The following is a 23,810-nucleotide window of genomic DNA, read 5'->3' on the forward strand; positions in this document are numbered from 1 at the left end:
CGCCGGGGTCAAGTCCTGCCTCTAGAAGATCCACGTCAGGACCAGGAACAGGAGGAAGGCGTAGCCACCGGTCAGCCTGCGCGCGCCCGGCCTCGGGGTGGGCAGGAAGGGCGCCGGGCGAGCCAGCAGGAGGAACAGCGGCGCCCCCAGTGGAGTGGTCCACAGCCAGAACCAGGCCCAGCGGGTGGCCCGCAGGGGCTGCGGACCACCGATCAGGCGGGCCAGCACGCCCACTGACAACAGAACGTATGCGGCGGAGAGCCACTCGGGTAGATGATCCCAGCCGTAGATGCTGCCGTAGCTGTTCAGGTCGGGGGCGGTCGTGATGGAAAGGTCGGGATTCTGCTGGCGTAGGTACGGTTCGGCACCCTCGGCGTCGATCCGCGGCGCGCCTCGGTTGACGCTTCGGTCGTCGCCGGAAACCACCTCGACGTAGCGGCGGATCAGCCCGTCCCGCCAGTGGATGCCCTGGGTGAAGGTGCCGCCCTCCATCCACTCGCCGCTGACCGCCACCTCGCTCACCCGGCCGCTCGCGATGTCCCGCTCCAGGTTGCTCAACCGCCCCTGCCGCTCGCCCAGGGTCGGCAGAAGGACGAAAGCGGCCAGGAACGCGCCCAGCACCCCCCACCGGACCCACTGGGCGGCCACGTCCATCCGTGACCGGCCAGGGGCTGCGGCGGGAGGGGGGAAGATCTGAGCGCTCATCATCCGAACATACGAGATGCGCAGCGGGTGGAATGTGTTCAGCCCTCGAAGGGGGCCATGACGTCGAGCACCCAGATCACCCCGAACTGGTCCGCAACCATGCCGTAGAGCTTCGCCCAGCCGGAGGGCTCCAGCGGCTCCCGGACCGTGCCGCCGACCACGATTTTGTCCCAGTAGCCGCGGATCTCGTCCTCGTCCTGCCCCCGCACCGACACGAACACGGCCTCGACACCCGGGTCGTGGGCGCGGTCGCCGGGCACGTCGAAGGCCATCACGTGGAAGCCGGCCTCGGACTGGACCTCTCCCCAGATCACCTGATCGGCCTCTTCAGGTCGCTGCACCCGGTGCGCGTCGGCGTAGGTGGCCACGGTGAGACGGCCCCCGAAGACGGACTGGTAGAACTCCAGCGCCGCCCGGGCCTGGCCCCGGAAGTTCAGGTGGACGGTGGTGGTGACGCTCATGATCTGCCTCCTTGAGCGGGTGTTTCCCGCTTCGACACGAGGACCATCGCAGGGGTAGCGGCCAGGTTGTGGCCTCTACTCCCGGGCGGATCCGGAACGCATCTCGTGGGCTCGGGCAGGTCCACCGTCGGGCACTTGGCCCCGCGCCCAGCACGCCGGCCGGACGCGGTGCGGAGGGCCTACGCTCCCGGGTCTCAGCCCTCCAGAAACATGAGCACGGCTCGCACTCTCCGGTGCCCGCTCTCCGAAGCCGCGAGGCCGAGCTTGGCGAAGATGTTGCCGATGTGCTTGTGCACGGCGTTGTCGGTGATGAAGAGGCGCTCGGCAAGGGCCTGGTTGTCCAGCCCTTCGGCCATCAGGGCCAGCACCTCCCGCTCACGAGGGCTCAGCGTGGTGATCGGCCCGGGCCGGCGGTTGGCCAGCAACTGGGCCACCACCTCCGGATCCATCACCGTGCCGCCACCCGCCACCCGCAGCAGGGCCTCGGTGAACTCGCTGACCCGGCTGATCCGGTCTTTCAGCAGATACCCCATGCCACCCCCGGCGGTGAGCAGTTCGCCCGCGTACTGCTGCTCGACGTACTGCGACAGAACGAGAATCGGCAACGTGGGACGCCGCCGTCTGACCTCGAGGGCGGCCCGGATCCCCTCGTCCCGGAATCCCGGCGGCAGACGCACGTCCACGATGGTGACGTCGGGTTCGTGTTCCTCGACCGCGCACAGGAACGCGGTCGCGTCACCGACCAGGGCCGCCACCTCGAAACCGGCCTCGGCCAGGAGCAGTTCGAGCCCGTTGGCCAGCAGGACGTTGTCTTCGGCGATCACCACCCGCATGGCAACTCCACCTGGATCACTGTAGGCCCACCGGCCGGACTGTCGATCTGAAAACTGCCGTCCAGAGCACGCACTCGATCCCGCATCCCGTTCAGCCCACTCCCTCTGCGTGCATCGGCCGCACCGGCACCGTCATCGGTCACCGTCAGACGCAAACCCGACGACGGGTGAAGACGAACCTCGACCCCGGCCCTCTGCGCGCCGCTGTGCCGGGCCACGTTGGTCAACGACTCGGCCACCACGAAGTAGACGACGGACTCGACAGCCGCAGGAAGCCTGCCGACCTCGTCCATCTCCAGCCGGGTGGGCACCGCGCACCCGGCCGTTAACGTCTTCAGCGCACCGGGCAGACCTCGGTCGGCCAAGATCGGCGGATACACGCTGCGCAACACCGCCCGCAACGACTCCATCGCGGTGCGCGCCTCCTGGTGCGCCTGCCCGATCAGTTCGCCGACGCGCTCGTGTTCGCCCCGGGCCTGGGCCTTCTCGGCCACTCCGAGCCGCACCGCGATGGCGACCAGATGGGCCTGCGTGCCGTCGTGCAGGTCGCGCTCGATGCGCCGTAGCTCGCCCGCGTGAGCATCCAGGACATCGGCCCGGGTCTCGGCGAGCACCGCGACCCGCTCGGCCAACCGCCCGGCCCGCAGGTCGGCCGCGGACGGCGCGAGCACGACCAGGCACCAGCGGGCGTAGGCCCGGGCCAACGGACCGGCCGTGGCCAGGGTGAGCGAAAGCAGAAGAAGGATCTGCAGCGGAGCGAGCGTCAGGGCAACGAGCCAGCTCCGGACCGGGACCTCGACGAACAGCCGCGCGGGATCGGCCGGGCTCAGCAGCCACCAGATCGAAGCAGCCATGACGGCCTGCACGACATTGCCGACGACCAGCAGCCCCACGATGCCCAGGACCGTACCCACCACCGCCTGCACCAGCGCCCAGGCCGCCACCCGCCACCGCCCGGCCACCCCCTCCCGCCGTACCTGCCCCGCCTGCCCTAGCCGCCCGGCTTGGTCTACCTGCCCCAACTGCCGCCCAGGCTCGGCCTCCACGCCCCGGGCGACTGCCCGGTCTTCTTCCTGGTCCCGTCCCGCCTTTTGCCCTGCCCCACTCGGCTGCCCGACGCCCTGACCGAGCCCTGACCGACTTACCAGCTGAGCCTGCGGCACCTCGTGCACCGGCCCTGCGCGTCCTTCACCCGCGGCCAGCGGCACCGGATCAGCCAACCGCAGCAACCCTCGGGCTCTCTCCTGCTGCAAGGCAGCCCATCTCACCGACAGCCCTGGGCGCCACAGCAGCGGCAGCATCAGGAACGCTGCCACCCCTTGGGCCAGGCCGGCCTCGATGTACCCGACGCCGCGCACTGCGTCGATCGCCCGCTCACGCATCCCATCCCCCAGCACGCGCAACAGTCTGCCGACCTCGCCGGGCCACTGGCACTACAGCCAGCTGTAGTCGATGACCTACAGCCCGGGGCACTGCGCTGCTCGGATCGCGAAAACTACTGTCGTGGCATGAATTCACGACGTCATCGCCGCCGCTCGACCGCTGCACTGCTCCTCGCCGGGCTTGCGTTCACCGCAGTTGCGGTTCCGCCGGCCTCCGCGGCCACTGCCCCACACCCGCACCCCCACCTACAGGCAGACGCCGATGCCATCACGGCCCTCGGGGTCGTCGGGGTGCAGGCAGAGCTGCTCGACCGCGGGAAGCGTTCCCTGGTCACCAGCGGTGCCGCCGATCAGGCCGGAACCTCGATGCCCCGGCAGGGCTACTTCCGTATCGCCAGCACCCGCAAGTCGCTGACCGCCGTGGTCGTGCTGCAGTTGGTCGCCGAGGGCCGGCTGGGCATCGACGATCCGGTCGAGAAGTGGCTACCGGGAAGGGTTCGGGGCAACGGCAACGACGGGCGCCGGGTCACCGTGCGGCACCTGCTGCAGAACACCAGCGGCCTGCACGACGACCTGCCCGGATACACCAGTCCCACCGAGTACCTCGAGCAGCGGTACGACGTCTACACCCGTGATCAGCTGATCGACCGGGCGCTGCAGCACCGCCCAGACTTCGCCCCGGGCACCGACTGGTCCTACTCCAACACCGGCTACCTGCTGCTCGACGAGATCGCCGAACGGGTCGGCGGCAAACCCTTGCAACAGCTCGTCATACAGCGCATCGCCGGCCCCCTCGGCCTGCGCAGGCTGGTGTGGTCAGGAACTTCACCGTCGTTGCCCGAGCCGCATCCGCAGGCCTATCAGGAGTTCCCGAACCACGGCTTGGTCGATGTCACCGAGCAGGTCACCACCGATCCGGATGCCGTGCTGGCCACCACGCACGAGGTCGCCGTCTTCTTCCGGGCCCTGCTCGGGGGCAAGCTCCTGCCCGCTGCCCAGCTGGCGATGATGCGCCGGACGGTGCCGGTCAGCGAAGACATCGAACACCTTCTGCCGGGCGCCCGTTACGGTCTCGGGCTGATCAGCCGTCCCCTGTCGTGCGGCGGACTGTACTGGGGCCACGACGGCGGAGACGCCGGCTTCATCACCGTCACCGGCGCCACCGAGGACGGCAAGCGCAGTGTCGTGCTCACCATGAACACTGCCCTGGGCGGCTCCCTCGAGCAACTGGCCAGCCAGCAGCAGGCGGCCGACCGACTCGTTGACAACGCCTTGTGCAGCTGAGCTTGGCCCGCTGCCCGGGCCTGCCCGAAGTCTTCATCCGAGACCCCGCACCTGACCGGAACCCACTGATCCGCCGAGTTCTCCGATCAGAGACCCGTCCCCGTCCGCCGCCTGGCCAAGGAGCCTCCAGTGATAAACACCGAGTGCCACCTTGCGGCCGGTCTGGTCGCAGCCGTCCCGGACCACTGGCCAGGCAGGCCGGCCTACCGAACGGCCGGGCCGAAGCAGCGAACCCTCGTTCGGCGCTGCGAACGTTCAGGATGTTCGGACCGGTCCGGCGGGAGGTCAGACCGAGACCGCAACCGCCCCGAGAACGTCCGCGTAGGCAGCAACGTCCGCCGGATCGTCCGAAAGCATCCGGAAGACCACCGCACGGGACATCGCCGCCCGGGCCGGACCGCTCGTCCAGTCGTCGAGGGCCTTGCGCGAGGCGTCGTGCCACAGCACGCTGTCGAGCACGCACACCGCGTCCGCCCACAGCACCGGCCGCCAGGCCGGGGCGAAATCGATGACGACCGGGGCCCGGTTCGCATCCAGCAGAACGTTCCCGGCCAGGTCGGCATGAACCAACTGGTCCCGCCCGATCGTGTTCTCCTGGTCGGCGGCCGCCAGAGCGCGTTCGACCAGTTCCGTCACCTCGGGCCGCCCTTCGGGCACCGGTGCCTCCCCGAAGGCGACCCGCTCCGCCCGGGCCCAGCGATCGGTGCGCTCGGGCAACCGGACCGGGCGCTGCGGAACCAGCGAGGCCAGCCGGGCGTGCAGCAGGTGCCCGGCCGCGATGGTGACGTCCAGATCCTGACAAGCCACCGAGCCGGGCTCGTAACGGCTGGCCGCCCAGCCCTCGACCACCCAGGCCCCGTCGCGGGCCGGGACCGGCACGGCCACCCGCAGGTCCTGCGGATGCCGGGCCGGGTCCACGTCGAGCCGAACGGCCAGCCGGGCCAGCAACGGGCTCAGCCAGTCCTGGATCAGCGCGTCGCGCTCGGGGCTGAGCACCAGGTCACCGGCGCGCACGCTGCGCCCCTGACCGCCGGGCAGCGGCTCGAGGTCTTCGGGAACGGCGAACAGGTCCAGTACGTGAGGGGAGGGACGCACCCCCCGAGAGTATCCAGACCGATTGATGACGCGAGTGCGACCAAAGCGGGAACGTCACCGGAGCGCGGATGGGACTTGGGAGGGACGCGCGGTCAGGGCCGCACGCGACAGCTTTGGGGTATCCCGTTCCGGCAGCGAAGGACGAAAAGCCATGGCTCGCAGCACACGCATCGTCGTCACCGGCCTCACCGCCGGCGCGCTCGGCATCGGCGGCCTGCTCCTGGCCGTCAACTCCGCCCAGGCCTCCCCCACCCCGTCCACCGCCGACGTCCACCAGGTGTCCTGCTTCGGCACCCCGGCCACCCTGGTCGGCACCGCCCGGGCCGACCAGCTCACCGGCACCGATGGCCCCGACGTCATCGCGGGCCTGGGCGGCAACGACACCATCGAGGGCCTGGACGGCGACGACATCATCTGCGGCGGACCGGGCGACGACACCGTGCGCGGCAGCTCCGGGGACGACTCGATCGACGCGGGCCGCGGCGACGACCAGGTCGTCGGCGGCCAAGGCGCCGATCTGGTCGAGGGCGGCGACGGATCCGACGTGCTGGCCGGCGAGGCCGACGACGACATCCTGAGCGGCGGCGCCGGGAACGACCGGCTCACCGGCGGCCAGGGCAACGACGTGCTCAACGGCGAGGGCGACGACGACTCCCTCGACGGCGGTCCGGGGGCCGACGCCGCGATGGACGAGAGCGGCCGCAACCTGATCCGGGGCGGTCCCGGCGACGACATGCTGATGGGCGGCGACCAGGCCGACGAACTACAGGGCGGAACCGGCGACGACATCATCGCCGGCGGCAAGGGCCACGACACCATCACCGGCGGCCCCGGCCGCAACGAGACCTACCAGGACACCGCCACCGCCTGACTCCACACGCCATGGCCTCGGACAAGCCGTAGTAAGATCGGATAATCCGATACTGGCCTCGGGGGTGCGGTTTAATGGACAGTGCAGCAGCGACCGAAGACCCGTCAGCAGACGGCGGCAAGTGGGTGCGGGCTCAACTGCGCAGACACGCGCCGGACGCTCGGCACGCTCGCCGGCGAATACTGGACCGGTCCGCCCCGGACAGAATCCGCTACTTGCCGAGAGGGAAGGGCCCGACGTCGATGAACGATCTCTCGGACGAACGCTTCTCCCTTCCCCTCTACACGGTGGCCGAAGCTTCCAGGTACCTGGGCGTCAGCAACTCCACCTTCCGCTCCTGGGCCCAGAGCCATCGTCGGCCGGCGGAGACCGGTGAGCAGCAGAACGTGCCCGCCGCGGTCACCAGGATTCCGGTGGAGGGGCGGGGATCGGCCAGTGTCCCGTTCATCGGCTTGGCCGAGGGCCTCGTCCTGGCCGGCATCCGTAAGTCCGGAGTGCCGCTGCAGCGGATCAGGCCGGCTCTGGATCAGCTCCGGACAGAGTTCGGGATGGACCATGTCCTGGCCTCCCGGCGCCTCTACACCGACGGCGCGGAGGTGCTGTACGACTTCGGCCGGCACAGCAAGGATCCCGAAGATGCCTCGGCCCTCAGGCAACTCGTCGTGGTCCGTCATGGTCAGCGGGCCTTCACCGAGGTCGTCGCGCAGTACCTCCAGCAGATCGAGTTCGCGTCCGACGACTTCGCACAGCTCATACGTCTGCCCCGGTTCGGCAGCGCCAAAGTGGTGGCTGCCCCAGGTCGAAACTTCGGCCAGCCGACTTTTCAACGGGGCGGAGCCCGCCTGGAAGATGTGCTTGGGCTGTTCTGGGCCGGAGAGTCCCTGGCCACGGTGTCAGCCGAGTACGGCGTCCCCGAAGACGAACTGGAAGACGCGGTCCGCGCAGCGTCCCGCCCCACGGCCGCGTGAGCCGGAGAGCGCCCCGACTACCTCACGTTTTCGTAGACCGCAGTCTGGGGCGGATTCTCGTGCCCCAGCTTCTCCGCGAGGCTGGTGTCCAGCTCACCACGCTCGCCGAGTACTACGGCATACCCCAGGACGAGGGCGTGGAAGATGTCACATGGATCGCGGAGGCCGCTCAGCAGGGCTGGATCCTGTTCATGAAGGACGACCGGATCCGTCGCCGACCCGCGGAGCGGGCAATGATCCACCAGCATCAGGCCCGGTGTTTCTGCCTCGCCAACGCCAATCTGCGTTCGAGTGAGATGGCCCAGTGCTACCTGCGGAACCTGCCGGCCATAGCCCGGGCCGGTGCTCAGCCCGGGCCCTTCCTCTACTCCGTCCAGGCCGGCCGCATCGAAAAGCTCGCGATCAGCTGAAGCCCACGCTCCGGGTGGCTCCGGCGCCCAGCACCCCCGCCATACCGGCGCTGGCCAGGGCCGCGCGCCGGTATTCGGGAGAGATGGTGGCCAGGGCGAGCATGCTGGCGGCGTGGAGGCCGTCGATCCGGCCGGACCAGCGGGCGGCCTGGGTGGGCGCGGCGCTGATGGCCACGGCCTGCAGCACATGACGGGCGCCCAGCACCCGGGCGGCGACGACCGCACCCGGTAGATCCGGGTCGGCCCCGGTCAGCGCCAGGACGCGGCGCGGCTGCCAGAGCAGCGCAGCCCCGAAGGCCGCCCCCGTCAGCGCGACGACCCCGGGCCTCATGCAGCGCCCAGCCGGCGGCGGGCATCGGTGACCATGCCGCCGATCTTGCCAGTTGCCCGGGTGCCGATGTCGATCAGGCTCGCGCCCAGGTTGCTGGCGGCCGGGCCGAGCGTGCCGCCGGCCGCGGCCGAGAGCTCACCGAACCGGTGGGCCACCCACTGCTGCTTGCTCCAGGTGCGGGCCTGGTCGTCGAAGATGCCGTGCGAGCCGAAGTCGCGCCCGCCCGGGCCGTCGGCCGGCTCCCACAGGTTGGTCGGCTGGTCGGCGGGCCGCGGGTCGGGGGTCTGCTGCGAGTCGAAGCCGGTGCGCACCAGGTAACGGTCGAGCACGGCCGGGATCAGGGCGTTGCCCAGGATGGTCTTGGCCGCGCCGGTTCCCACCCAGTACTCGCGGCGCTGCGGGTGGTCGGCCGCGAACAGCACCGCGCGGGCCGCCACCTCGGGCTGGTAGATCGGGGGCACCGGCTGGGCCTGCTTCGGCAGCCGGGAGAGCACCCAGGAGAACTGGGGGGTGTTCACCGCGGGCATCTGCACCATCGTGGTGCTGATCCCGCTGCCCTCCTGCAGCAGCTCGATGCGCAGCGACTCGTGGAAGCCCTGCACCGCGTGCTTGGCCGCGCAGTAGGCGCTCTGCAGCGGGATCCCCCGGTAGGCCAGGGCCGAGCCGATCTGGACGATCGTGCCCCGGTCGCGGGCCTTCATCAGCCGCAGCGCCGCCTGGGTGCCGTAGACCGTGCCCAGGTAGGTGACCTCGGTGACCCGCCGCACCTCCTCGGCGCTGATCTCGGCGAAGCGGGCGAAGACCGAGGAGAACGCCGAGTTCACCCAGATGTCCACCGGTCCCAGTTCGGCCTCGGCCCGGTCGGCGGCCGCGTTCACGGCCTCCGGGTCGGCCACGTCGACCGGGATGACCAGCGGCACGCCCCCGGCCTCGCGCACCTCGCGGGCCGCGCCCTCCAGACCGGTCTCACCCCGGGCCAGGAGCGCCACCTTCGCCCCGCGGGCGGCGAAGGCCACCGCGGTGGCCCGGCCGATCCCGGCGCTCGCCCCGGTGACCACGACGACAGGCGGATTCTTCCCAGATACGACGGAGGACATGGTGATCAGTGATGCAGGGGCCCGGCCGCCCTGCAAGTCGACCCGCCCGCCCGCGATGCCCTCCCAAGTCGCCACCGACGTCCTTGATTGTCAGGCTGACCGGGACCGTTCGACCACGAGACGAGGCGTTCATGCAGGCACCACCGGTAGTCCTGATCACCGGCGCGAGCGGCGGGATCGGCACCGCCGTCGCCCTGGCCTACGCCGAGCGCGGGGCCTCGCTCCTCCTCACCGCCCGCTCCGCCGGCGAACTGGAGAATCTGGCCGAGCGCTGCCGAAAGGTGGGCGGCCGGGCCCTCACCCAGGTCGTGGACGTCAGCGACAGCGCGGCGGTGGGTAGTGCCGTGGACCGGGCCGTGCAGGAGTTCGGTGGCCTGGACGTGGTGGTCCACACCGCCGCAGTGGTGGCTTACGGCAGGCTCACCGAGGTACCTAGGCACGTCTGGGAACGGGTGGTCGACGTCGGCGTGCACGGCACCGCCAATGTGGCGCGTGAGTCGCTGCGCGTCTTCGAGCCGGCGAAAAGCGGCAGCCTGGTGATCATCGGGTCGGTGCTGGGGCAGATCACCGCCCCGCGCATGGGCGCGTACGCCACCTCGAAGTGGGCCGTGCACGGGCTGGCTCGCACCCTGCAGCAGGAAGCCCGCAAGACTCCCGAGGTGCACGTGGCACTGGTGTCGCCCGGCGGGATCGACACGCGCATCTACCGGATGGCCGCCACCTACGTGGGCCGGGCCGGCTCGCCTCCCCCGCCGGTGCTCAGCCCTGAGGCGGTGGCCCGCAAGGTGCTGCGGGTGGTGGACAAGCGCCGCCACAACGCCGCGGTGGGCCCGTTCAACCCTCTGATGCGGCTCGGATTCACCGTTGTGCCAAGGCTTTACGACGTCCTGGTGGGCCCCCTGTTCAATCTCCTGGCCCTGGCCCGCAAGCCGAGCCCGGCGAGCGAGGGCAACGTGTTCCGCGCTACTGAAGACGTCGACTAGGCACCGCAACCGTCTGCAGATCGTGCGCCACCACGACGTCGGGATGAATGGCCCCGGCCTCCTTGGCGTGCTCGTCCAGATCTCCGTAACGTGAGGAGAAATGGGTGAGCACGAGACGCCGAACCCCTGCCTCCACCGCCAGTGTGGCCGCCTGCCGGGCGGTGAGATGCAGGTTCTCCTCGGCCAGGGCGGCCTCGGCCTCCACGTAGGTGGCCTCGACGACCAGCAGGTCACACCCCTGCGCGAGAGCCAGAGCCCCGTCGCACACCGCCGTGTCCATGATCACGGCGATGCGCTGACCGGGCCGGGGAACACTCACGTCGTCGAGCGAGACCCCGCGAATCTGCTCACCCCGCTGCAACCTTCCGATCTCCGGACCCCAGACCCCGCGCTCGCGAGCCTGTTCCGGCACCACCCGCCGCCCGTCGTCCTCGACGAACCGGTAGCCCACCGTGGGTACCCCGTGCTTCAGAGGTGCCGTCCAGACGCCCCACTCGTTCAGCCGCATCACCTCGACCAGGCCGTCCGAAGGCGCGGGGACCCACCGGTGCAGCGGTACATCGCCTCGGGTGGCGAATCGGGTGAGCAGATCGAGCCGTTCCAGCGCGGCCTCCGGCGCCACGATCGGCAGCGGGCCGACCGCCCCGTCCAGCCGCCGCCGGTTGAGGAAACCGGGCACGCCGTAGGTGTGGTCGCCGTGCTCGTGGGTCAGGCACAGGGCCGAGACCCGCGAACTGGCCGCGCTGGCCCGCAGCATCTGTCGCTGGGTGCCCTCGCCGCAGTCGACCAGGACACTGACCTCGCCCAGCCGCACCAGCGTGGCCACGTGATTGCGCTCGCGGGTGGGCACCTGGCACGAGGTGCCCAACGCAACGATCTCCCTGCGGCCCATGCGCCGAACTATCCGATCCGGACCGGGGCACCGTCGTGGCCCGGTCCGGCCGACACGAGCCCGGAGACTGGGAGAGTCATCGCCATGCGGTCAACCCTAGATCCCGAACCGCTCTCGATCACCCTAAGCCGGACGTAAAGTTCGACCGGTGACGATCGTTCTCGAACTGCCGTTCACCGGCTCCTGGCTGGTGCAGAACAGCCCGGCCGAGCGGGTGCCCAGCCACGGCACCGACCGGCTCGGGAGCCGGTACGCCATCGATTTCGTGGCCGTGGACGAACGGCACCGCAGCGCGTCCCGGCGCACCTGGCGCACCCTGCTGGCCAGTGAACCCCCAGAACTGTTCCACGCTTTCGGCCGACCGGTGCTCGCGCCGATCGCCGGGCGGGTGGTGAGGGCCCACGACGGGGAGCCGGACCACGAGGCCCGCCGGTCCCAGCTCACGCTCATCCCCTACGCCCTGGGCCAGGCCCGGCGTCTCGCCCAGGGCCCGGCCGCCGTCGCGGGCAACCACCTGATCGTCGAAATCACCCCCACCGGGCCCTACCTCGCCCTGGTACACCTGAGGCGGGGGTCGCTACGGGTGGCCGAAGGTGAACGGATCGGCGTTCACCAGCATCTGGCCGACTGCGGCAACTCCGGCAACTCCACCCAGCCGCATCTGCACCTGCAGGTCAGCGACCGCCTCGACCTCGGCACCGCGCTGGGCGTCCCCATCCTGTTCCGCCGTTTCACCGAGACCCGGCGGCCGGGCACGACCGCTCAGGTCCGGCACAACGCCCTGCCCACGGAACGGGCAGTGATCGGCCCGGCCGGCTGAGCCGCGTCAGGACTCAGGCGGACGGGGCCTGCAACCTCTCGACGATGTCGGTGGCCAGATCGCGCAGCTTCACGTTGCGGCCCATCGAGGCCACCCGCAGGATCTCGAACGCCTCGTCGGCCGTGCACCGGTTCTGCGCCATGATCGCCCCCTTGGCCTGCTCGATCACCGCGCGGCTGGCCATCGCCGCCTGCATGTCCGCGGCCAGCTTGGCGCTGTCCTGGTACGACACCACGTTGCCGATGGCCACGGCGATGTGCGCAGCCACCTCGCGGGCCGCCTCCAGCGACTCCGGGCCCATCGCCCCGGGCTTGCGCGCGTACAGGTTCAGCCCGCCGACCAGCTCGGTCTGCACCGGCAGAGGGATCGAGAGGGAGCTGAGCACTCCCCGCTCGACCACCACCGCGGAGTAGTCCGGCCAGCGGGTCTCCTCGCGCATGTCCGGGATGACCAGCTCGGTGCCGGACGTACCAGCGTCGATACAGGGGCCGTAGCCGCGCTCATACTGCAGTTCGTCGGCCGCCAGAGCGAGATCACCGGTGTAGCCGGCGGTGAAGGGCCGGTTCTGCCGGATCAGGGTGATCGAGGCCTCGTCCACCCCGGGCACCCCGGCCTTCGCGATCCGGACGTACTGGCCCAGCACCTCCTCCAGCGTGGCGTCGGCGAACCGGATGTTCAGCAGGTCGGCCAGGACCGTCGCAGGGAGCTTGGACATGCTGGCACGCTACGACGGCCGCCCCCGCTCAGCCATCCGATCTGCTACCTCCCGCCCCAGGCCCTGACCACCACCGAGGCCGCGTAGTCCCACAACCGGTCGGCCGCCCCAGGGTCCACCGACCACTCGGCCACACCCGGCCCGTCGGCGTCCGCCTTCACCACCGGCAGCTCCTGGTTGTCCTCGAAGTACCGGCCACCGACGCCCTCGACCAGCGGTGAGGCGGCCAGCAGCACCGAGGTCGCGGCCCCCTGCTCGGGCGTCTTGTAGTAGTCCGGCGTGACCAGATTGCCCTCCTCGTCCATCCCGCCCAGCGCGCGCATGGTCTGCGCGTCGACGTGGCGCTGCAGGTTGGTGTGGATGTAGCCCGGGTTCAGGGCGTTGGCCATCACCCCCGTCCGGCGGGTGATCCCCACGGCCAGGAGCACGTCGGCGACCTTCGACTGGGCGTAGGCGCTCCACGGGTCGTAGGCCCGGCGCTCGAAGTGCGGGTCCTCGAAGTCGAACGGCGCCTGCCGCTGGATCCCGGAGCTGACGACCACCACCCGGGCGCCCGGCCGCAGGTGTTCGCGCAGGCCGGTGACCAGGGCGAAGTGGCCAAGGAAGTTCGTGGCCAACTGCAGTTCCCAGCCCTCGGCGGTGACCTGGCGGGCGGGCACTGCCATCACACCGGCGTTCGCCACCACGATGTCCAGCGGGGTGTGCCAGTTCTGCACGAAGGCCTTCACCGACTGCAGGTCGCTCAGGTCCAGCCGAACGGCCGACGAGGCCGGGTCAGGGTTACGGGTGGCCACCGTGACCTGCGCCCCGGCGTCGGCCAGGGCCTGGACCGTGGCGGCCCCGAGGCCGGAGGCGCCCCCGGTGACCAGCGCTCGGCGGCCGGTCAGGTCGACGCCCTCGAGAATTTCGGACGCGGTGGTGCGGGCTGAGAAGGAAGTCGTGATCATGTCCTCCACAACGACCCGTCTCGTGGACTTATCGTCTTCCTGAGTCCAGGCTTCTTCATCCATCGTCCAGCGAGAGGTCTCATGGATCCGCTTCAGGACGTTCTTTCGGTGGTCGGCGCCACCAGTTACCTCTCCAGCGGCATGGTGGCGGGCGGCGACTGGGCGGTGCGGTTCGAGCCGCCCCTCGGGGTCAAGTTCAACTCGGTGCAACGCGGCCGGTGCCGGCTGCAGGTGGAGGGCCTGCCCGCACCGATCGACCTGGCGCCGGGCGACTGCTTCCTGCTCACCCAGCCGCGGGCGTTCGTCCTGGCCAGCGACCTGAACCGGCCTGCGCTGGCGGCTGCCCCGATCTTCGCGGCGGCCGGTCCCGCTCCGGCCCGGGCCGGGCACGGCGAGGACGTGCTCCTGCTGGGCGGCGGCTTCCTGTTCAACGAGCGCGCCCGCAGTGTGCTCCTGCAGAACCTGCCGCCGGTGGTGCACGTCCCGGGCGGTCTGCCGGAGGCCGGGACCGTGCACTGGGCCCTGGCCAAGATCGGCGCCGAACTGGCCGGAGGTGACTTCGGGGCCGGGCCGATCGCCGAGCACCTGGCCATGGTGATGCTGATCGAGGTGCTGCGCCTGCACCTGCGGCACCGCCCCGCCGAGGTCCACGGCTGGCTGGCCGGGCTGTCCGACCCGCTCGTCGCCGGCGCCCTGCGGGCCCTGCACGAACGGCCCGGGTACGCCTGGACGGTGGCCGAACTGGCCGCGGTGAGCCGGGTCTCGCGCTCCTCGCTGGCGGCCCGGTTCAAGCAGGTGGTCGGGCAGGGCCCGCTGGAGTACCTCACGGCCTGGCGGATCGAACTGGCCTCGCAACGCCTGCGCCAGGGTGACCAGACCCTCGACCGGATCGCCCGCGAGGTGGGTTACAGCTCGGAGAGCGCGCTCAGCACGGCCTTCAAGCGGGTGGTCGGCGTCTCGCCCCGGGAGTACCGGCGTGGTCGCCGGGACCATACCGTGGCTTCGTGAGCGAACCCGAGTTCCTGACTGCCACCCGCGACTCCTACGAGACCGTGGCGCAGGCCTACACCGAGGCCAGCAGCCAGAAGCTGGCCCACCGGCCCTACGACCGGGCGATGCTGCCGCTGTTCGCCGAACTGGTGCGCGAGGCCGGCGGCACCCGGGTGGCCGACGTGGGCTGCGGTCCCGGCCACGTCACCCACTGGCTGCGGGAACTCGGCCTGGACGCGTTCGGCCTCGACCTCTCCCCGGCCATGCTGGCGCAGGCCCGTCAGACCTACCCGGACCTGTCCTTCCACGAGGCCTCCGTCCTCGACCTGCGGGTGACCGATCTGAGCCTCGACGGCATCGTGGCCCTGTTCTCGTTCAACACCGTTCCGGCAGAACATCTTGCGCAGGCCTTCAAGGGCTTCCACCGGGCGCTGCGGCCGGGCGGGGTGGCCCTGCTGGCCTTCAGCGTGCGCGAGGAGCCGCTCCGGATGACCAGCTGGCTCGACCATCCGGTCACGCTGCCGTTGCAGCGCCTGGTGCCGGACGAGGTGGAGCAGGCGCTCACTGATGCCGGGCTGCAGGTCCAGGCCCGCCTGGTGCACGAGCCGCGCCCACCTCACGAAACCCGTCCGTACGCACATCTTCTGGCCACCAGGCCGCGAGCATGAGCGACCATCTGGCGCTTACGTCAGAAAGGCTGCTGTTCCCCCACACCCGCGAACTGGCGGCTGACGACCCGTCCATAGGTAAGGCTCTTCTGGCCCACACCGGCGAACCGCCGCCTGTCGCCAAACAGCTCACCCTGGAACAAATCTCTTCCCCCGCCGACTGGCAGCTCTACGAGGAGCTGCGCATCGAGGTAGAGGCCGGTTTCGGCGTACCCCCACCTCAAGTCCGCGCAATGGTCGCGGTTCTTCGTGAACGCACCGCGATCCTGCGTCTGACCATGTATTTCGGGCGCACAACAGAGGACGGGGTGGTTGGCTCGATCGGTCACTTCGGCGAAAGTGGGTGGGCACGTTTGCAGGAGGTCGACATCTTCCCGGCCTGGCGCGGGCAAGGCCTCGGCGATGCGCTGCTCGCCGCGACCCTGCACCGACTGCACGCCGATGGAGTGAACACGGTGATCGTGGGGGCGGACGAGGACGACTGGCCGCTGACCTGGTACCGCCGCCGGGGCTTCACCGATGTGGCCCGAGTGGCGCTGACCCGCTAGTACGAGTTGTGGGCCTGACTGAAGTTCCAGGCTGCGCACGGGGTTCCGTAACGCTCGGCGATGTAGTCGAGGCCCCAGCGGATCTGCGTGACCGGGTTGGTCTGCCAGTCCGAACCGGCCGAGGCCATCTTGCTGCCCGGATAGGCCTGCGGGATGCCGTAGGCCCCGGACGAGGGATTGGTGGCCTGGTAGTTCCAGTGGCTCTCCTTGGTCCACAGCGAGTCCAGGCAGGAGAACTCGGCCGAGGACCAACCCCGGTCCTCGAGCATCACCCGGGCTGCCGACCGAGGGTCGCGCTGGGCGTTGCGCAGGGCCCGCTCACGACGTCCCTCGGCCGCCTTGATCCGGTCGGCCGCGGCCTTGGCCTGCGTGTACTGGGCCAGCGCGGCCTCCGCCTTGGCCGGCGAGGCCTCCTTGACCGCGCTGTTGAGCGCAGCCGACTCCTGCGCCGCTGCCGCAACCGCCCGTTGCTCGGCCTCGGCCTGCTCCCGCTCGGCAGCCTGGTTCTGCCGCTCTTCATCGCTGAGCACGAAGGCGGCCGAGGCAGCGCCCTCGCCATCGCCGAACAGTGGGAGGGCGTGATCGGCAAGGTAAGACGCCCCGACCCCCTGCGCACCCACGACGAGAGCCATCACCAGAAGACGCGCGGCTCCGGTAACGCCCCTACCTAACGGCGGGCGAGTGGCGGGTAAGGCGATCGGCACCATGGGCGCCGCCTGCGCGGGGTTGCGGAACGGATCGGAGGAGACCTGCGGCGGCAGGGGTACGTCGATGCCCGCGGGGCGGCGCGGATTGGCTTGCGGTATAGGGAGAACCGCCGGGGTAGGCGCCACGGCGACCGGCGGGTGCGAGTACGGGAACTGCTGTAACTGAGGACGCTTGTGGGCCTCAACGCTGCGAGCGGCAGCTACGGGGGCGGCCGGGGGACGCAACGAACTGTGCGGAGCACCGGACGGCCGGCTGTCAGCGGGACGGGCAGACGAACCGTTATGGCCACGTCGCGCTTCGGCCCTGCGAAGCTCGGACCGCTTGGGGTAGCGGCCGCCGGTGAGGGTGGCTGGTTCCGGCCACTCACGCGCACCCGCCACCGTTGTCACAGAGACCAAGGTGACCTGTGTTAAGCCTGAGCACAAGGGTCGCCCGCGTCTTTTCACCGCAGGCTACGGATCGGCCCCGGAGGGTGAGACGAGTCCATTTTGTCGTACCCCTCCGGCACGCTGTGCTCATGGACGATTCACGATGGGAATTGTCGGCCTCGACCGATGAGCGCGCCCTGCTGCTGGGCTACCTCGACTTCCAGCGCGAGGCCCTGGTGCGCAACTGTGCGGGGGTGGCCGACGCCGACCTCCGGCGCCACCCGGTGCCCAGTTCGCAGCTCACCCTGCTCGGTCTGCTCCGGCACCTGGCCGCCGTCGAGCGCTGGTACTTCCAGGTCGTCCTGGCCGACGAGAACCCGCCCGAGCTCTACACCGAGACCGACGACGCGGAGGAGGAGTTCGTGCACCTGGCCACCGCCACCGGCCCAGCCGCCCTGGCCACGTGGCGCGAGCAGGTCGCCCACTCGCGCCGGATCACCACCGGGCTCACCCTCGGCGACACGGTCGTGCACCCGGTCAACGGCCGCACCGTGTCACTGCGCTGGGTCCTGCTGCACCTGGTCGACGAGTACGCCCGGCACAACGGCCACGCCGACCTGATCCGCGAGGCGATCGACGGTGTCCGCGGCGAGTAGGCGACACCGGTCCCGCCACCGAGATCCGCCCACCCTCGCACCTGCGCTTCAGCGGGGGGTCAGGCCCGCAACGACCTCGCGTACCCGGCCACCGCCCGAACCATCTCGTTCACCGTTCGCAGACACCGGAAGAGGCAGTACAGGGTCAGCGCACCGGCCAGGGCGATCACCGGATTGGCGATCCACGGCACCAGTTCTTCGGTCCGGCCGTCGGTGTACACGCACGCCTGCGAGAGCGGAAACAACCGCTCCTTCATCGGCGGGTAGTCCGGAACACCGTTACGGCACATGGCCGAGACGCCGTGGAACCAGTCCCCCGAGAAGAACACCAGGAAGACGAACCAGAGAAAGAGCGTGAACCCGGCGCTGATCGCCGTGACCGCGGCCCGGAGCAGAAGCTGACCGACAAGATGCACACCAGCAAGCTAGGCAGCCGTCCGGGTGGGCGAATCGTCCCGAAGTACCGGCTTCGCAGCCTCAGGTGCCGCCCGCCACTGCGGCCTCCCGACGCCGTCGCCGGGCCGCCCACTTGCGCCAGATCACGAACATGAGCCAGGCCAGCAGGATCAGCGCGATCACGATCAGCACCGGCGCGAAGACGGCCAGCACGCTGAGCACGAGGGAAAGCACGTCCTCGACCGTCGAGACCACCGGCGCCCCCACCCCGGCCGTGCTCACGTTCACCACCGGGCGGGCGGCCGACTTGGTCGCGTGCGTCAGCCCGGCCACCACCACGCCGATCACCGCCCCGGCCCAGGGGTTGTCGCGCATCCACTGGCTGTTGTCCAGGTTCTGGGCGCTGAACGTGGCGCTGGAGATCAGCCCGCCCACGGTCGGCCGGACCGCGGTCTGCACCAGGTCGTTGAAGTGGTCCACCACCGGCACCTTGTCCAGCACCAGCTCGGCCAGCAGCAGCAGGGCCCCGACCCCGATCGCCCAGTCGCTGATCACCCAGTCGTAGTCGCCCGGCAGCTCGATCAGGTCGCTGGTCCGGGCGGTCAGGGCCACCAGCATGAACGGGATCCAGGCGTTCAGCCCGGCCGCCGCCGCGAGGCCGGAACCGGTCAGCGCCGCGAACACGACGCCTCCAGGGATCCGCAGGAAAGGGGCAGAGCAGCTGTCATGGCCGCGATTGTTCCGGATCCGGCGCGTTGCGCCACCGATACCCCCGCACCCCACCAGCCTCACCTCGACGGCGACGCGCCCCAAACCCTCGTCCCCCGTTCACTGGATTACCCCCGGTTCCAGCGAAAGCCGCGCACCCCCGTCCTACGGTCTTGGCCAGGTTTCACGGGGAAAACGGGGGAAGACGATGAAGCTCGGCAGATCCGGTCGATTGTGCTCGGCGGTCACCGCGGTGGTGGCCACGGCGACGGTGGTGACATCGGTCGCCTGGGTCACCCAGACCGCGTCGGCGGTGCAGTCCGACCAGCCTCAGTGGCTCACCCCGCCGCCGGAGAAGGTGCTGCGGCCGGTGATCGGAGACACCACGTTCACCGTCGAGGCCGCCGCCGGCACCACCCTGACCTGGACCGGCCGGGGAGCCAGCTGCCTGAAGACCAGCGGCTCGGCGGCCGAGTGCCGGGTACGCGACCGCTCCCGGGGTGGCCGGATGGCGTTCATCGCCAGCCGTCCCGACGGCTCCCGGAGCACCACGAGCACGCAGGTGCTGGACGACGTCTCGTTCGTCTCGCTGGGCGACTCCTACGCCTCCGGCGAGGCCGACCCGCCCTTCGTCACCGACGAGTACGACACCACCGCCAACGGCTGCCACCGCTCAGCCACCGCCGCCACCCGCCAGCTGGCCGACCGGGCTCGTGTCCCCGCCGGGGGCAGCACCACCTTCCGGCACGTGGCCTGCAGCGGCGTCACGATCCCGGGGCTGCTGGCCGGATCCAAGGGCGAGCCGGGGCAGCTCGCGCGGCTGGCCGCCACCCCGGACGTCAGCCTGGTCACGCTCTCGGTGGGCGGGAACGACGTGGGGGTGGGCAAGATCCTGACCTCGTGCCTGCCCGCTGCCGGCTGCCAGGAGGCCCTGGCCCAGGCCACCCGCGCCCTGGCCGCAATGACCACGCCGCTGCCCGAGCACGGCGGGATCTCGTTGCTGGAGCGCACCTTCCGGGCCGTGCACGAGGCCGCACCGCACGCCCACCTCGCGGTCACCGGCTACCCCATGCTGTTCCCGCCGAACGATCCCCAGGCCTGCGCCCCACTCGGAAAGCCGGCCACCGACCTGATCAACGCGATCACCCTGGAACTGAACCGGCGCACCGAGCTGATCGCCCAGAAGGTACCGGGCACCACGTTCGTGGACCTGGTGGAGCCGTTCGCCGGGCACGCAGCCTGCGAGCAGGTGCCGGCCAGGCGCTGGCTGACCTACGTAGACCCGGTGAACCCGACGTACAGCCTGCACCCGAACGCCCGGGGGCAGGCCGAGATCCGCCGGGCGCTCGAGGACACCCTCTCCTGAACCCCGCTGAGATCCCGGCTCACAGGTCGTCGAGCGAGACCAGCCCGTCCTGGATCGCCCGGGCCACCAGCGTGGCCTTGGTCGAGGCGGGCCGGCCGGTGTTGGCGTACTTGATCCGCACGCGGTCGATGTAGGTGGACACCGTCCGGGCGGAGATCCCGAGCTTCTGCGCCACCAGGTCCTTGGACTCGCAGCGGAACCACTCCAGCAGCACGTCGATCTCGCGGGGCGCGAGGTCGGGGCGGATCCGGCGGCTGTCCACCCCCATCGCCCCGGCCAGCGACGGCGAGACGTAGGGCCGCGACTCGGCCGCCGCCCGCACCGCGTCGACCAGGTGGGCCTGCCCCTCGGCCTTGGTCAGGTAGGTGAAGGCCCCGATCTCCAGGCAGGTCAGCGCGGTGTCGCTGTCCTCGCGCATGGAGTAGACGACCACCTGACGGCCGTGCTCCACCAGCCGCGACAGGTCGGCGTAGGCCGGGGCGCCGCCGAGCTGCAGGTCCATCACCACCACAGGCACCGAACGACCGGGCTCCAGCCAGGCCACCGACAGGTCGGACCCGGCAGCCACCACATCGACCGCCGGGCTGGCCAGCGCCATCCAGGCCTGCACCCCAGCCAGGATGGCCGGGTGGTCGTCGACCAGAACCACCTGCACGTCGGCGCTCACAGCCGCACCGTCCGGCCGTCCACCGTCCGCGCCGTCCGTGCTTCCCATGCCACCTCCACCCGGAGCCGGTCGTCACTGACCAGCCGGCTCACCCGTACCCGGCCGCCGGTGTCCCCGGAGACGACGTCCTTACGTGTTGGTTCAGCGGGTGTGCCTTCTCGGCCGTCGGCGAGCTTCCCGACGGCGCGCCCGCCCTGACCGAGGTGGCGGGAAGAAGCGGCTTCACCCGGCCGGACGCTGCAGGTCAGAGACACCTGGGTGGGTAGCTGACGGGCTTGCGCCGGATCGGCCACGAGCCGCTCGCGGGGGCGCCGGGGAAGGCCAGGACGGTTGCGTCCGGCCGCAACCAGGGCCCGGCTGCCGACTGCGGGGCGCAGGGCCGGTGCCTGCGATTCGCGCTCGACGGGCGGTGACGACACGGGCGCAGTATGACAGCAGGCAGTGCAAGACTCACCATATGTCACCCGAAAGTGACGCACCATCACGTCTGGTCACCAATAGAAGACCAGTCGTCCCAGCCGGATCGCGCCCGGCACCCGCCCCTCCTCGGGTGCCGAGCAGCCTCTGCCACCCAAGGGGCAGAAGAGGTCCGGCGCGCTCGTTGTCGCGTATGAAGTCTGTGTCATGGCTGCGTGCGGTGGTGACGGTCAAACACCCCACACTGATCAGAAGGTCGCGCCGGTCCACAGACGCGCCGAGTTATCCACATATGGCCGGATCGCCCGGCAGCCGGAATGCCCTCCGGCGTACAGTGAGGCAGGTCACGCTCGCATCGCTCCAGGGGGTACCAGTCGTGCTCACTCAGACTGCACTTCGCCGGGTTCTGCTACCTGCCTCGGCTCTGGCTCTGGGCGCCTCGGCCGTTCTCGGGCCGGCCGCTCCCGCTCTGGCCGGCAGCGCTGCGCAGGGGCAGGCCGAGGTCGAGAACTGGTACCTGCACTACACGGCCGCCCCCGGGCAGGCCAACCAGCTCACCGTCACCACCGAGCTGGCCGACGACGGGTTCTACCGCTACACCATCGACGACTCGCAGCCGATCGACGCGGGCGAGGGCTGCGAGTACCCGGCCGCCGCCGACCTGACCGAGGTGGTCTGCCTGGTCGAGGGCCGGGAGTCGCAGGACCCGTACGTGATGGCCAAGTTCCGGCTCGGCGACCAGAGCGACACCGTGCGCTTCCACAACCGCACCCGGCAGGCCTACTACTCGAACGAGTTCTGGCTGGGCGCCGGCAACGACAAGGCCGACACCCGCCCGCAGCCGGGCGCTATCGACGGCAGCGGGATCTGGGGGCAGGACGGCCGCGACCAGATCACGGCCGGCGGCATCGGCGACCTGGGCGGCGTCTGGGGCGGCAACAACAACGACACGATCCGCATCGGCGGCGGCTACAACTCGGCCCACGGCGGCAACGGCGACGACAAGCTCTACGGCGACAAGAGAGCCTCGTTCCTGCGCGGCGACCGCGGTGACGACCTGCTCGACGGGGGCGCCGGGGCCGACGGGCTCTACGGGGGCGAAGGAAACGACGTGGTCTACGGGCGGGCCGGCGCCGACGAGCTCTTCGGCAACAGCGGGAACGACCGGCTGTACGGCGGCCCCGGCACCGACACCATCTCCGGCGGCCCGGGCCGCGACCACATCGAACACGACTAGACCTGCCCCGCAGTAGGCGAGTGATCCACAGAACAGGACCCAGAACCCACCGAAGGCGAGGTCACCGCGACTGCCCAGCACAAACGTCCTCAAGCGGGTTCTGTGGTCCACCCACCACCGGCACCCGTAGGCGGGTTCGGGCGGCCACCCGAGCACAGACGTCCGTGAGCGGGTTCTGCGGTTCGCTCAGGAGACCACGCTCGGTCAGCTGAGGTCGGTGACGCAGTCTTCTGGTTCGTCTTCGGACCCGTTCGCGGAACATGAACGGGTGGTCCGCCAGACCGACCGGAACTCGATCTCCTGCACCGGATCGAAAACCGGCCGCTGCCCGGCCTTCACCGTGAACTCCGTGACGTACGAGGCGCTCTGCCCGCCGGCCGGGGCGAACCAGCCGGGTTCGACCGCCAGGGAGGCCTCCCCCGGCACGTCGCCGTTCATCCGGAAGTCCGCCGACGGGCTACCCGACCAGTCCAGCCACTCCTCGACCGGCGTCCGCGGGGTGGCCTGCAGGTACAGGCGGCTGACCACGGGATCCGGCTGTCCGGCGCGACTTCGCGGGCTGGCCGTCGCCTTGTGCTCGTAGGCCCACACGTCCACGTCCACGTCCGCGTTCCCGTCGCGGGCCAGCCTCCACAACTTCGAGGTGATGTAACCGGTGCCCCAGCCCGCGATCTCCATGGTGCGGGCCTGCGCGTCCTCCATCACCCACTGGTCGTTCTCAGCGCCACCGATGCCCGACGGACCCGACTCCCACAGCTCCTCGGCCGTGCTCGACCCGTCCGAAGGGCCGTACGAGGAGCCGAACGAGAAGGACACACCCGGCGCCAGGACGACCAGCGTGGTCACGGCCAGCAGCCCGGCCAGCACGTAGTGACCCAGGTGAAACCTTCTGATCACGTTCGGCGTTCCTTCGTCGGCAGATCCGGGTCGCCGAACGATAGACCACCCCTGAACCATGCGGGGCCGGATCGGGCCTCAGTTGGGCCGAGCGAGCGCGATCGACACCTCACGGTCATCCCCGCCCAGCCGACCGTAGCGAGATCGCCCTGCTGCAGTGCGGTCTCGGCGACTGCCCACCGAGCGTCACCCACCCGCCACGGCAAAAAGACAGTCGTCTGATACTCATCCTTCGGGAGGATCGCCGCGGCCCCTTCGCGCGGCGAGCATCATCCCGGAGGCTGATTCGGCTTCGTCCCAGACAACCTTATGGTTCGGTAATGCGTCACTTGAGGTGATGCCATTCCTGATCCCATGAGGGGGACCCCCGTGAGCCCGATCCGCCGCCCT

General features: G+C 70.5%; 28 protein-coding genes. 12 read left to right on the forward strand and 16 right to left on the reverse strand.

Translation table 11 applies throughout. The features are described from left to right. Window positions 1-21 precede the first annotated feature (21 nt). The 4 genes from LWF15_RS03595 to LWF15_RS03610 all read right to left on the reverse strand — a co-directional run bounded on the left by LWF15_RS03595 (window position 22) and on the right by LWF15_RS03610 (window position 3,396). A complete protein-coding gene (locus LWF15_RS03595; protein WP_232808895.1) occupies window positions 22-705 on the reverse strand; it encodes a hypothetical protein in 684 nt (227 codons plus the stop codon). Between the two features lie 38 nt (window positions 706-743). Further along, window positions 744-1,166, reverse strand: coding sequence for a VOC family protein (locus tag LWF15_RS03600; protein ID WP_232808896.1), 423 nt, complete (start codon window positions 1,164-1,166; stop codon window positions 744-746). Window positions 1,167-1,360: 194 nt separating this feature from the next. Further along, window positions 1,361-1,999 (reverse strand): response regulator, encoded by a 639-nt coding sequence (locus LWF15_RS03605; RefSeq protein WP_232808897.1) that lies wholly within the window; start codon window positions 1,997-1,999, stop codon window positions 1,361-1,363. Beyond that, on the reverse strand, window positions 1,987-3,396 hold the full coding sequence (locus tag LWF15_RS03610; protein WP_232808898.1) for a sensor histidine kinase: 1,410 nt from the start codon (window positions 3,394-3,396) through the stop codon (window positions 1,987-1,989). Before LWF15_RS03610 ends, LWF15_RS03605 begins: the two co-directional genes overlap by 13 nt. Before the next feature lie 111 nt (window positions 3,397-3,507). Here LWF15_RS03610 and LWF15_RS03615 point away from each other — a divergent pair, with 111 nt between their 5' ends. Beyond that, window positions 3,508-4,665 carry a serine hydrolase domain-containing protein gene (locus LWF15_RS03615; RefSeq protein WP_232808899.1) on the forward strand — a complete coding sequence of 386 codons (1,158 nt, stop codon included), beginning with the start codon at window positions 3,508-3,510 and terminating at the stop codon, window positions 4,663-4,665. 285 nt (window positions 4,666-4,950) lie between these two features. Here LWF15_RS03615 and LWF15_RS03620 read toward each other — a convergent pair whose 3' ends face one another. Beyond that, window positions 4,951-5,760 (reverse strand): hypothetical protein, encoded by an 810-nt coding sequence (locus tag LWF15_RS03620; protein WP_232808900.1) that lies wholly within the window; start codon window positions 5,758-5,760, stop codon window positions 4,951-4,953. 151 nt (window positions 5,761-5,911) lie between these two features. On the opposite strand from LWF15_RS03620, the gene LWF15_RS03625 reads away from it, so the two are divergent. The 3 genes from LWF15_RS03625 to LWF15_RS03635 all read left to right on the forward strand — a co-directional run bounded on the left by LWF15_RS03625 (window position 5,912) and on the right by LWF15_RS03635 (window position 8,009). Beyond that, window positions 5,912-6,631: a calcium-binding protein gene (locus tag LWF15_RS03625; protein ID WP_232808901.1), complete on the forward strand. Its 720-nt coding sequence runs from the start codon at window positions 5,912-5,914 to the stop codon at window positions 6,629-6,631. 242 nt (window positions 6,632-6,873) lie between these two features. Continuing rightward, window positions 6,874-7,599 (forward strand): MerR family transcriptional regulator, encoded by a 726-nt coding sequence (locus tag LWF15_RS03630; protein WP_232808902.1) that lies wholly within the window; start codon window positions 6,874-6,876, stop codon window positions 7,597-7,599. Next, window positions 7,596-8,009, forward strand: coding sequence for a PIN-like domain-containing protein (locus LWF15_RS03635; RefSeq protein WP_332879869.1), 414 nt, complete (start codon window positions 7,596-7,598; stop codon window positions 8,007-8,009). The genes LWF15_RS03630 and LWF15_RS03635 overlap by 4 nt, the downstream gene beginning before the upstream one ends. Here the strand turns inward: LWF15_RS03635 and LWF15_RS03640 are convergent. Both LWF15_RS03640 and LWF15_RS03645 read right to left on the reverse strand, forming a co-directional pair. After that, window positions 8,002-8,340 carry a hypothetical protein gene (locus tag LWF15_RS03640; RefSeq protein WP_232808904.1) on the reverse strand — a complete coding sequence of 113 codons (339 nt, stop codon included), beginning with the start codon at window positions 8,338-8,340 and terminating at the stop codon, window positions 8,002-8,004. The genes LWF15_RS03635 and LWF15_RS03640 overlap by 8 nt on opposite strands. Further along, complete coding sequence (locus LWF15_RS03645; RefSeq protein WP_269809614.1) at window positions 8,337-9,437, reverse strand: SDR family oxidoreductase; 1,101 nt, start codon at window positions 9,435-9,437, stop codon at window positions 8,337-8,339. Before LWF15_RS03645 ends, LWF15_RS03640 begins: the two co-directional genes overlap by 4 nt. A 131-nt stretch (window positions 9,438-9,568) precedes the next feature. Here LWF15_RS03645 and LWF15_RS03650 point away from each other — a divergent pair, with 131 nt between their 5' ends. Next, a complete protein-coding gene (locus tag LWF15_RS03650; RefSeq protein WP_232808906.1) occupies window positions 9,569-10,420 on the forward strand; it encodes an SDR family NAD(P)-dependent oxidoreductase in 852 nt (283 codons plus the stop codon). Here the strand turns inward: LWF15_RS03650 and LWF15_RS03655 are convergent. Beyond that, window positions 10,401-11,312, reverse strand: a complete 912-nt coding sequence (locus tag LWF15_RS03655) for a ribonuclease Z (RefSeq protein WP_232808907.1) — start codon at window positions 11,310-11,312, stop codon at window positions 10,401-10,403. The two genes, LWF15_RS03650 and LWF15_RS03655, sit on opposite strands and share 20 nt — an antisense overlap. Window positions 11,313-11,460: 148 nt before the next feature. Between LWF15_RS03655 and LWF15_RS03660 the strand changes: the two genes are divergently transcribed. Next, a complete protein-coding gene (locus LWF15_RS03660; protein ID WP_232808908.1) occupies window positions 11,461-12,132 on the forward strand; it encodes a M23 family metallopeptidase in 672 nt (223 codons plus the stop codon). 13 nt (window positions 12,133-12,145) lie between these two features. Here LWF15_RS03660 and LWF15_RS03665 read toward each other — a convergent pair whose 3' ends face one another. Both LWF15_RS03665 and LWF15_RS03670 read right to left on the reverse strand, forming a co-directional pair. Then, the gene (locus tag LWF15_RS03665; protein ID WP_232808909.1) at window positions 12,146-12,847 is read right to left on the reverse strand and encodes a GAF and ANTAR domain-containing protein; all 702 of its coding nucleotides are present in this window, start codon (window positions 12,845-12,847) and stop codon (window positions 12,146-12,148) included. Window positions 12,848-12,891: 44 nt separating this feature from the next. After that, window positions 12,892-13,794 carry an SDR family NAD(P)-dependent oxidoreductase gene (locus tag LWF15_RS03670; protein ID WP_232808910.1) on the reverse strand — a complete coding sequence of 301 codons (903 nt, stop codon included), beginning with the start codon at window positions 13,792-13,794 and terminating at the stop codon, window positions 12,892-12,894. A gap of 81 nt (window positions 13,795-13,875) precedes the next feature. Here LWF15_RS03670 and LWF15_RS03675 point away from each other — a divergent pair, with 81 nt between their 5' ends. Genes LWF15_RS03675 through LWF15_RS03685 form a run of 3 tightly spaced genes read left to right on the forward strand, consistent with a single transcriptional unit; the run spans window position 13,876 to window position 16,000 of the window. Further along, window positions 13,876-14,802, forward strand: coding sequence for an AraC family transcriptional regulator (locus LWF15_RS03675; protein WP_232808911.1), 927 nt, complete (start codon window positions 13,876-13,878; stop codon window positions 14,800-14,802). After that, window positions 14,799-15,452 carry a class I SAM-dependent DNA methyltransferase gene (locus LWF15_RS03680; protein ID WP_232808912.1) on the forward strand — a complete coding sequence of 218 codons (654 nt, stop codon included), beginning with the start codon at window positions 14,799-14,801 and terminating at the stop codon, window positions 15,450-15,452. The genes LWF15_RS03675 and LWF15_RS03680 overlap by 4 nt, the downstream gene beginning before the upstream one ends. Then, window positions 15,449-16,000 (forward strand): GNAT family N-acetyltransferase, encoded by a 552-nt coding sequence (locus tag LWF15_RS03685; RefSeq protein WP_232808913.1) that lies wholly within the window; start codon window positions 15,449-15,451, stop codon window positions 15,998-16,000. The genes LWF15_RS03680 and LWF15_RS03685 overlap by 4 nt, the downstream gene beginning before the upstream one ends. Here LWF15_RS03685 and LWF15_RS03690 read toward each other — a convergent pair. Beyond that, complete coding sequence (locus LWF15_RS03690) at window positions 15,997-16,632, reverse strand: aggregation-promoting factor C-terminal-like domain-containing protein (protein WP_232808914.1); 636 nt, start codon at window positions 16,630-16,632, stop codon at window positions 15,997-15,999. The genes LWF15_RS03685 and LWF15_RS03690 overlap by 4 nt on opposite strands. Window positions 16,633-17,225: 593 nt before the next feature. On the opposite strand from LWF15_RS03690, the gene LWF15_RS03695 reads away from it, so the two are divergent. Next, entirely contained in the window at window positions 17,226-17,732 is a 507-nt protein-coding gene (locus LWF15_RS03695) for a DinB family protein (RefSeq protein ID WP_232808915.1), read from the forward strand. Window positions 17,733-17,791: 59 nt separating this feature from the next. Here LWF15_RS03695 and LWF15_RS03700 read toward each other — a convergent pair whose 3' ends face one another. Together LWF15_RS03700 and LWF15_RS03705 are read right to left on the reverse strand one after the other, a co-directional pair. Beyond that, window positions 17,792-18,148, reverse strand: coding sequence for a hypothetical protein (locus LWF15_RS03700; protein ID WP_232808916.1), 357 nt, complete (start codon window positions 18,146-18,148; stop codon window positions 17,792-17,794). 61 nt (window positions 18,149-18,209) lie between these two features. Beyond that, window positions 18,210-18,812, reverse strand: coding sequence for a DUF4126 domain-containing protein (locus LWF15_RS03705; RefSeq protein ID WP_232808917.1), 603 nt, complete (start codon window positions 18,810-18,812; stop codon window positions 18,210-18,212). Between the two features lie 232 nt (window positions 18,813-19,044). Between LWF15_RS03705 and LWF15_RS03710 the strand changes: the two genes are divergently transcribed. Beyond that, window positions 19,045-20,202: an SGNH/GDSL hydrolase family protein gene (locus LWF15_RS03710; RefSeq protein ID WP_232808918.1), complete on the forward strand. Its 1,158-nt coding sequence runs from the start codon at window positions 19,045-19,047 to the stop codon at window positions 20,200-20,202. 19 nt (window positions 20,203-20,221) lie between these two features. Here LWF15_RS03710 and LWF15_RS03715 read toward each other — a convergent pair whose 3' ends face one another. Together LWF15_RS03715 and LWF15_RS03720 are read right to left on the reverse strand one after the other, a co-directional pair. Then, on the reverse strand, window positions 20,222-20,917 hold the full coding sequence (locus tag LWF15_RS03715; protein ID WP_232808919.1) for a response regulator transcription factor: 696 nt from the start codon (window positions 20,915-20,917) through the stop codon (window positions 20,222-20,224). Then, on the reverse strand, window positions 20,866-21,288 hold the full coding sequence (locus LWF15_RS03720) for a hypothetical protein (protein ID WP_232808920.1): 423 nt from the start codon (window positions 21,286-21,288) through the stop codon (window positions 20,866-20,868). Before LWF15_RS03720 ends, LWF15_RS03715 begins: the two co-directional genes overlap by 52 nt. Before the next feature lie 374 nt (window positions 21,289-21,662). Between LWF15_RS03720 and LWF15_RS37270 the strand changes: the two genes are divergently transcribed. After that, on the forward strand, window positions 21,663-22,523 hold the full coding sequence (locus LWF15_RS37270; protein WP_232808921.1) for a calcium-binding protein: 861 nt from the start codon (window positions 21,663-21,665) through the stop codon (window positions 22,521-22,523). Window positions 22,524-22,727: 204 nt separating this feature from the next. On the opposite strand, the gene LWF15_RS03730 is transcribed toward LWF15_RS37270, so the two are convergent. Beyond that, window positions 22,728-23,420: a hypothetical protein gene (locus LWF15_RS03730; protein ID WP_232808922.1), complete on the reverse strand. Its 693-nt coding sequence runs from the start codon at window positions 23,418-23,420 to the stop codon at window positions 22,728-22,730. Window positions 23,421-23,810 lie beyond the last annotated feature (390 nt).

The organism is Kineosporia rhizophila (assembly GCF_021277265.1).
GTDB classification, from domain to species: Bacteria; Actinomycetota; Actinomycetes; order Actinomycetales; family Kineosporiaceae; genus Kineosporia; species Kineosporia rhizophila.